This is a genomic window from uncultured Aquabacterium sp., from assembly GCF_913773725.1.
GTDB lineage: Bacteria > Pseudomonadota > Gammaproteobacteria > Burkholderiales > Burkholderiaceae_C > Aquabacterium.
This window is the reverse complement of sequence record NZ_CAJYGK010000145.1, coordinates 80,171-87,210: the sequence shown is the minus strand read 5'-3', so window position 1 is coordinate 87,210 and position 7,040 is coordinate 80,171. Positions and strand designations below refer to the sequence as shown.

The 7,040-nt window shown below is 68.1% G+C and carries 8 protein-coding genes; 1 reads left to right on the top strand and 7 read right to left on the bottom strand.

What is annotated here, in order from left to right; all coding sequences use genetic code 11:
* The 7 genes from QZ709_RS17610 to QZ709_RS17580 form a co-directional block, all read right to left on the bottom strand.
* Positions 1-325: hypothetical protein (locus QZ709_RS17610; RefSeq protein ID WP_294638769.1), on the bottom strand; the 325-nt coding region annotated here is incomplete at its 3' end.
* A gap of 243 nt (positions 326-568) precedes the next feature.
* A complete protein-coding gene (locus QZ709_RS17605) occupies positions 569-1,333 on the bottom strand; it encodes an AraC family transcriptional regulator (protein WP_294638767.1) in 765 nt (254 codons plus the stop codon).
* A gap of 116 nt (positions 1,334-1,449) precedes the next feature.
* Complete coding sequence (locus QZ709_RS17600; protein WP_294638766.1) at positions 1,450-2,355, bottom strand: alpha/beta hydrolase; 906 nt, start codon at positions 2,353-2,355, stop codon at positions 1,450-1,452.
* Between the two features lie 67 nt (positions 2,356-2,422).
* On the bottom strand, positions 2,423-3,610 hold the full coding sequence (locus tag QZ709_RS17595) for an acetyl-CoA C-acyltransferase family protein (RefSeq protein ID WP_294638764.1): 1,188 nt from the start codon (positions 3,608-3,610) through the stop codon (positions 2,423-2,425).
* 96 nt (positions 3,611-3,706) lie between these two features.
* On the bottom strand, positions 3,707-4,345 hold the full coding sequence (locus QZ709_RS17590; RefSeq protein WP_294638763.1) for a response regulator transcription factor: 639 nt from the start codon (positions 4,343-4,345) through the stop codon (positions 3,707-3,709).
* Positions 4,342-5,703 (bottom strand): sensor histidine kinase, encoded by a 1,362-nt coding sequence (locus tag QZ709_RS17585; RefSeq protein ID WP_294638762.1) that lies wholly within the window; start codon positions 5,701-5,703, stop codon positions 4,342-4,344. The genes QZ709_RS17590 and QZ709_RS17585 overlap by 4 nt, the downstream gene beginning before the upstream one ends.
* Complete coding sequence (locus tag QZ709_RS17580) at positions 5,700-6,701, bottom strand: alpha/beta fold hydrolase (RefSeq protein ID WP_294638761.1); 1,002 nt, start codon at positions 6,699-6,701, stop codon at positions 5,700-5,702. The genes QZ709_RS17585 and QZ709_RS17580 overlap by 4 nt, the downstream gene beginning before the upstream one ends.
* Positions 6,702-6,917: 216 nt before the next feature.
* On the opposite strand from QZ709_RS17580, the gene pqqA reads away from it, so the two are divergent.
* Positions 6,918-6,992, top strand: a complete 75-nt coding sequence (gene pqqA, locus QZ709_RS17575; RefSeq protein ID WP_109038365.1) for a pyrroloquinoline quinone precursor peptide PqqA — start codon at positions 6,918-6,920, stop codon at positions 6,990-6,992.
* Positions 6,993-7,040: the final 48 nt, after the last annotated feature.

The window sequence follows — 7,040 nt, the reverse complement described above, 5'->3', positions numbered from 1 at the left end:
CGTCGGCGGTAGCACGGTCTGGCACGCGAAGCAGGGCCTCGGCCAGGCACATCAGCATCAGGCCCTCCTGCGTGTCGAGACTGTACTGACGCAGCAGCGCGTCCAGCGTGTCGACCGCGTTGTCCTGACGGCGCACGGCCTCGATCAGGGCGCGTGCCTCTGCGCGCTGGGTTTCCACGCCTTTGAGACCCGGGTCGGCCAGTTTGACGAGCTCGGCCAGGTAGGCCGCTTCGTCCACGTCGTAGTTGGCCGTGATCCGGGGGAAGAACGCGTCGGGCGGGCCGGGCTGGAAGTCGGCGCGCAGAACCTGGCTGGCTGGGAACATGGTGCGTACAGATGGGTGAGGAGACGGGGCCGCAGGCGGAACGCGGCCATGTGGACAGCGTAGAAACGGACGTGTCCGGTTTTTCATCGGTCCTCTGGACGTTTTTCCGAAAACTCCGATCTCGCGCCCGGCAGACGGTATGCCATGCGCCATGTCATCCCACGTTCATGGGACTGTGTCAGGGATAACCCGTGGCCATGTGTGCGCGGGGGCGCGTGGCCCGAGGCGGGTGACGCGGGTGTGTCAGGCCGGCGTCAGGCGGGCCGTGCGCAGGCGCTTGGGCGTCATCCCCAGGTGCTTGCTCATCGCGGTGGTCAGCGCGCTTTGACTGGAGAAGCCGCAGTCTTCGGCCACCTGCACCACTGGCAGGCTGCTGTCGCGCAGCAGGGTGGTGGCCCGCTTCAGTCGGGCCTGGAGCAGGTACTGGTGCGGCGTCATGCCGGCCACGCGCTTGAATTCGGCGTGGAAGTGGCTGGTGCTCATGCAGGCGACCTGGGCGAGTTCATGGACACCGATGCTGCGCGCCAGATGGCGGTCGATGAAGGCGTCGATGCGGCCCAGGTCGACCCGGCCGGCGCGAGGCGTGCCCTCTTGTTCGAACAGGCGCAGGTGGAGGGCACGCAGCAGAGCACCGCCCAGGCCCTGCGCCAGCAGCGGGTCGCTGCCGAAGCGGTTCAGTTCGGCGCTCGCGTAGCGCAGAAGGTGCTGAAAGTCGGCGTCCAGCAGGGGGTAGCGGGGCACCGAGAACAGGCGGCCCATGAGGTCGAGGTCGTGCGCCGGCATGTCGCCCGCATCGAAGTCGATGATCAGCATGCGGTTGTTGCCCAGCCCTGCGAACTGGTGTTCAGCGTTGCCGGGCACCAGGCAGGCCCGCATGCGGCACACCTCGCCACCATGGCCCTCCACCTCGAACTCGGCCTTGCCGTCCACCGACAGCACGAGCTGGTGGTGGCCGTGCGCATGGTGGTGCGCATCGGGGCTGAGGGGAATGAGGCGGGTGTGAAGCATGGTGCACCAGGCAGCAGCGTGAGGTGCGCAAGGGCGCACCGCGACGCACTTCCATTATTAAAGCAAGTTGAATGCCGGGTTTGAGGGTTAACCCGGGTATGGGTGCCTTGCTGCGCTCAGCTGTGCACCTTGTCGCGCTGTGCGAGCAGGAAGCGGCTCACTGCCTTGGCCGTGTCTTCCGGATGCGTCTGCATGAAGCAGTGCCCGCCCGGAAACTCCGATTCCTGCACCACGTCGTTGACCAGGGCCCAGCGCGACACGGCCTCCCGCACGAAGCCGAAGGTGTGCGCGGCGCGCAGCACCAGCGTGGGCGTGTGCACCCGCCCCAGCGAGGCCCACAGCCGCTCGGGGCCGGTGCTGAAGATCTCGGCTTCGCGGCTGGGCGGGCACTTCAGCGCCACGCCACCGTCGGGGGTGTCCTTCATGCCGTGGTCGACGAAAGCGCGCAGTGCCTCGTCGGTCCAGCCTTTGTAGGTGCCCCGGCCGTGCAGGGCCTGGAAGGCGGCCTCACGGCTGGCCCAGTGATGGCGCCGCTGACGGGCTTGCCGGGCCATCGGTGCCAGCTTGGCCGTGCCGGTGAGCTCGGCCAGCGTCAACCCGAACAGCATGGCCGGGGGCATCAGCACCGGGTCCAGTAGAACGGCGCGCTGGAAGTGTCGCGGGTGGCTGGCCATCATCAAGGCCGTCAGCACCCCGCCGAAGCTGTGGCCCACGGCCACGTGCGGCACCTGTTTGAAGACCTGTCCCTGGGTTTGCAGCGCTTCCAGCGCCAGTTCGGCATTGCGGTTCCAGCCCAGAAAGCGCTCGCCCACGTCGCTGTCGCCATGGCCTTGCACGTCGCTGAGCCACAGGTCGAAATGGGCGGACAGCGGTTTGAGCATGGGCTCGTACATCCGCGCACAAAAGCCGTTGCCGTGCAGCATGTGCAGCAGCGGCTTGCCACGCGGGGTGGTGTGCCAGCCGCGCAGGGTGAACCCTTCGCGGGTGGGGTGAGACCAGGGGTGCAACGTCAACTCATGCATGGCGCCAGATGGTAGGGGCAAACGACAAAGGGGCCTTGCGGCCCCTTGGTGTGCGGGAGGATGCGGCTTACTGCATGCGCTCGATGACCATGGCGATGCCCTGGCCACCGCCAATGCACATCGTGATCAGGGCGTAGCGGCCGTTGATGCGCTGCAGTTCGTAGATGGCCTTGGTCACCAGGATGGCGCCGGTGGCACCGACCGGGTGGCCCAGCGAGATGCCGGAACCGTTCGGGTTGGTCTTGTCGGCCGGGAAGCCCATTTCCTTGGACACGGCGCAGGCCTGGGCGGCAAAGGCTTCGTTGGACTCGATGACGTCCAGGTCGGCCACGGTCAGGCCGGCCTTGGCCAGCGCGGCCTTCGAGGCGGGCACGGGGCCGATGCCCATGTACTCGGGCTCGACACCGGCGTGGCCGTAGGAAACCAGGCGGGCCAGCGGCTTGAGGCCCAGTTCCTTGGCCTTCTCGGCCGAGGCCATGACCACGGCGGCGGCGCCGTCGTTCAGGGTCGACGCATTGCCGGCGGTCACCGTGCCTTCTTCCTTCTTGAAGGCGGGCTTCATCTTGCCCAGGGTGTCGACATTGGTGTCGGCCTTGACGCCTTCATCGGTGTCGAACACCACCACGCCCTTGCGGGTCTTGATCTCGACCGGGACGATCTGTTCCTTGAACAGGCCGGCGGCGATGGCCTTGGCAGCACGCGCTTGCGATTCGGCGGCGTAGGCATCCTGCTGCTCGCGGCTGATGCCATGGCGGGCGGCGACGTTCTCGGCGGTGATGCCCATGTGGATGTTCAGGCGCGGGTCGTGCAGGGCGCCCAGCATGAAGTCCAGCATCTTGACGTCGCCCATGCGCGCGCCCCAGCGGTTGCTGGTGACCAGGTAGGCGCCGCGGCTCATCGATTCGGCACCGGCACCGATGGCCACGTCGCAGTCACCCAGCAGGATGGACTGGGCGGCCGACACGACGGCCTGCAGGCCCGAACCGCACAGGCGGTTGACGTTGAACGCGGGGGTTTCCTGCGGCACGCCGGCTTCGAGCGCGGCCACACGGCTGATGTAGGCGTCTTGCGGCACGGACGGGATCACGTTGCCGAGCACGACATGGCCGACGTCCTTCGGGGCCACGCCAGCGCGTTCCAGCGCGGTCTTGATGACCAGCGCGCCCAGTTGCGCGGGGGGGATGTCCTTCAGCGAGCCACCGAAGCTGCCGATGGCGGTACGGGCTGCGCCCACGAAGACGACGTCACGGGTCATGTGTGTTCCTTGCAGGGGTGAAAACGTGATCATGCACCGCCAATCAGGCGGGCTACGTTGTCAGATTATCCGTGAAAACACGGGGGAGGGTACACCTCAGGGCTCGATCAGCCCTTCGCGCACGGCCAGCAAGGTCATTTCGGCCTGGTTCTGCAGGCCCAGCTTCTGTTTGATGTTGTACAGGTAGGTGCCGACCGTGGAGGATGACAGCTGCATGGCCTCGGCCAGTTGCTGGACGCTTTGGCCCCGGGCCAGACCCAGGAAGGCCTCGAACTCGCGCTCGGACAGACGCGAGAGCACGGTGGCCTGGGCCTCATCGCCGGCGTGCAGCCGCTGGGCGATCAGGGGGTCGAGCGCGATGCGGCCGGCCGCCACGTCGTGGATGGCCTGCACCAGCGCTTCGGCCGCCCCGCGCTTGGACAGGTAGCCGCTGGCGCCGGCTTTCAGCACCCGTCGTGGGTGGCTGGCATCCTCGTGCGCGGACAAGGCCAACACGCGCGCGTCTCGGTCGAAGGCAACCAGCTTGCGCACGGCCTCGATGCCGCCCATGCCGGGCATGGTGATGTCCATGACCACCACATCGGGCCGCAGGGCCATGTACAGGTCCAGCGCCTGCTCGCCGCTGTCGGCCTCGCCGACCACCGCGATGTCGGGCGTGGTCTGCAGCAGCAGGCGAAAGCCCATGCGCACCACGGCATGGTCGTCGACAAGCAGGACGCTGAGAGGAGAGCTCATGACACGGGATGCATGTTGGCATGGGGGGGGGTGCATTGTGCCCAAGGCAGCACGGCCTGGAGACGCAAGCCGGGTGACGCGGGGGTCAGCGTCAGCGTGCCGCCGAGCGCGTGCACCCGCTCGCGGATGCCGAGCAGACCATGGTGGCCCGGGCGCTGCCAGTCCGTCGGCAGGCCGATCCCATCGTCTTCCACCGTCAGCCGCAGGGCCTGGGCCTCTTCGCTCAGACCAACGTGAATCTGATGGGCCCGGGCATGCTTGATGGCGTTGGTCACGGCTTCCTGCGCGATGCGGTAGGCCGCTGTGGCCAGCGTGTCGCCCAGGTCGTCGGGAAGCGGCGCCACGTCCAGTGTGAAGCGGATGTGGGGCGCGACCTGGCGCCAGTCCAGCAGCAGATCGGACAACGCATCGTGCAGACCCAGACGGTCGAGCGCAAGCGGGCGCAGCCGCGGGAGCATGCCCTGGAGGCTTGCGGCCATGTCGTCGGCCACCCGCTTGAGCAAGGCCACCAGCTCGCCCTTGTCGCGTGCCAGGGCAGGATCCTGGCTCAGTACCTGAGCCACCGTGCGGAGCGCGGTGAGCTGCTGACCGAGTTCGTCGTGCAGGTCCCGGGCGATGCGGGCGCGCTCGGCTTCGATGCGTTGCAGGATGACCTGGGTGAGCTCGCGGGACTGAGCCAGGCTGGCCTGCGCCGCCCGGGCCTCATCGCGGGCGTGCAGGTTGTCCTGAATCGCCTGGGCCATGTCATTGAAGGCGTGGCTCATCAACGCCGCTTCGCGTCCCGGGAGTGGGGGCAGACGCGTGCCGTAGTCGCCGCGTTGCAGGCTGCGCAGGGCAGATTCGATGCGCGCCAGCGGAGCCAGCGCGTGCAGCAGCGTCCAGGCGGTCAGCCCGCCCACTGCGACCAGCCCGACGGCGGCATACAGCATGAGTTGGAGGAAGTCATCCCAGCCGTCGAGCACGGCGCGCGAAGGATCGGGCTGGACCGTGATACGGCCGCCTGGCAGGGTGATGTCGCGGGCGGGGGTGTCGGGCGAGACCAGCCGGGCAAACCAGATCGGGGCCTGACGACCGGGCTTGTAAGGCGAGGGGGGCGAGGTGTAGATGCGCTGCCCCTGCCCGTCGAACAAGGCAATCTCGTTGGCACGCACCCGTCCGAGGCCTTGCACCACGATGCGGGCGTCTTCGAGGTCCCGCTGTCCCACGAGGTGCAGCAGCTGCACCGCTACCCGACTGGCGGCTTCGACCTCTTCGTGCACGCTGCGGCGGGTGCCATCGATCTCGCGCCAGGCCAGCAGCCCGATTGTCAGGGCCATCAGGCAGGCCATCAGGCCCATCAGTTGCGCGCGCAGGCTCATGCGGTTTCTTTCGGCGTGTGCGGCAGAACGGCAAAGCGGCCGCATTCAGCAAAGTGGGCCAGCTGGTGTCTCATGGCGCGCTCCATGGCGGGATGGAAGGGGGCATGTCCGGCCTCGGTGACCCAGTGCATCACGCTGCCCGGCCACGTCTTGTGAACGGCCCAGCCGTTGAGCGGGCGGCACACCAGATCTTGCCGGCCGTGAAGCACCGCGCAGGGCAGCGTGGACAAGGCGTGGGCCTGCGCCAGCAGGCCATCCGGCGGCAGAAAGCAGCCATGCAGCAGGTAGTGGGTCTGGATGCGAGCGCGTGCCAGCAGGCGCGCAGCCTCCGGGCTGCCTTCCGCGGGCAGTGTGACGGTCGGCCCCGCCTCTTGCAGGGGCGACTCCAGCGCGGCTTCCCAGCTCAACCATCGGCGCAGCGCGGCGCGTGCCTGGTCCGGTGTGCCGTGGTGGATGGCCACGTGGTACTGATCCAGCAGGGTGTGCACCGGCTGGCCCTGGGTGAAGTCGGTGTGCGTTTCAGGCCGCAGTGCGCGAGCGCCGTGCAGGAACCACGCGAGGTCGGCCGCATCGCCCAGAAAGGTGCCCCGCAGCAGGACGCCCCGGCACGACGCGCGGTGACGCGCCACATACGCCAGCGCCAGGGTGGCCCCCCACGAGCCGCCCACCAGCAGCCAGGCGGGCAGCCCCAGATGACGGCGCAACGCTTCCACGTCGGCCACCAGGTGGGGCAGGGTGTTGTGCTCAATGCAGCCCAGCGGCTCCGATTGCCCGCATCCACGCTGATCGAACAGGGTGACGTCCCAGCGCGTCAGGTCGAAGAACGCGAGGTGGCGGGTGCTGCTGCCACTGCCCGGGCCGCCATGCAGGACCACGGCGGGGTGTCCGCCGGGCGTGCCATGGCGCGACCACCAGAGTCGATGGCCGTCACCGACGTCCAGCCAGCCTGAAGCGAGCGGTTGCCCGTCGTTCGGAGAAAGGGAAGGAGGCACGGACATGGTGCGATGCTAGCAGCGCGCCGTGCAAGGTGGCGGTGTTCCACGGGGGTGTCACACGGTGTGTCAGAAAGGAACTCCAGAAATTCATGAGCGGAGGTGCAGGTAAGCCGTGATGGTGGCCGTGCCGCGCGCGCCCTACAGTGAGTTCAGCCGTCACGCCGTGATGGCCCGGGCGGATGACCAATTCGCTCGCCACCCCTCAAAGGAGACTTGCTCATGACCTGGGAAACCCCTGCCGCCACCGACCTGCGCTTTGGCTTCGAAATCACGATGTACATCGCCAACCGCTGAGCTTCGGCTCGGCGAACCTGGTGCGCCGGCTGCCACGGCACTGGCGCA